Origin of the sequence: Clostridioides sp. ES-S-0048-02, from assembly GCF_020658495.1 — a bacterium.
In the GTDB taxonomy this organism is placed as follows: domain Bacteria; phylum Bacillota; class Clostridia; order Peptostreptococcales; family Peptostreptococcaceae; genus Clostridioides.
Map to the genome: position 1 here is coordinate 1 of NZ_JACVWH010000060.1, position 667 is coordinate 667.

Annotated in this window: 3 tRNA genes and 1 rRNA gene; all 4 read right to left on the reverse strand. The window is 41.7% G+C overall.

Going from position 1 to position 667, the window contains the following annotated elements:
• Positions 1-37 precede the first annotated feature (37 nt).
• Positions 38-113 (reverse strand) — tRNA-Met (locus tag IC173_RS20330).
• Between the two features lie 15 nt (positions 114-128).
• Positions 129-214 (reverse strand) — tRNA-Leu (locus IC173_RS20335).
• 6 nt (positions 215-220) lie between these two features.
• Positions 221-295: transfer RNA gene (locus tag IC173_RS20340), tRNA-Asn, on the reverse strand.
• Between the two features lie 6 nt (positions 296-301).
• Positions 302-418, reverse strand: a 5S ribosomal RNA gene (gene rrf / locus IC173_RS20345).
• Between the last annotated feature and the right edge of the window lie 249 nt (positions 419-667).

The window sequence follows — 667 nt, forward strand, 5'->3', positions numbered from 1 at the left end:
GCGGTGTCTTAACCTCTTGACCAACGAGCCATTTTAATGGTTGCGGAGGCAGGACTCGAACCTACGACCTTCGGGTTATGAGCCCGACGAGCTGCCAACTGCTCCACTCCGCGATATTGTTTTATAAGTGCCGAAGACCGGAATCGAACCGGTACGAGAGGTAAGTCCCGCAGGATTTTAAGTCCTGTGCGTCTGCCAGTTCCGCCACTTCGGCTTTTTTTGGCTCCAAGGGTGGGGCTCGAACCCACAGCCTACCGGTTAACAGCCGGTTGCTCCACCGTTGAGCTACCTTGGAATATTTACGTGGCTATGTCCTACTCTCCCAGGCAGTTTCCCACCAAGTACCATCAGCGCTAAAGAGCTTAACTTCTGTGTTCGGAATGGGAACAGGTGTATCCTCTTTGCTATTATAACCACATATTGCCTATTTATAAGACAAGTATTATATTAACATCTTTATTTTTAAATGTCAATACTTTTAAAGTACTAAATAATAATAGTTTTTTATTAAATATCTTCTATTAATTGAAGTTAGTACTTTACATAGAGTTAACACTCTAAAAACTACATATATATTTTAATCAATGAACATCAAATAATATTGGTCAAGTCCTCGACCTATTAGTATCGATAAGCTAAATACATTGCTGCACTTACACCTTCGACC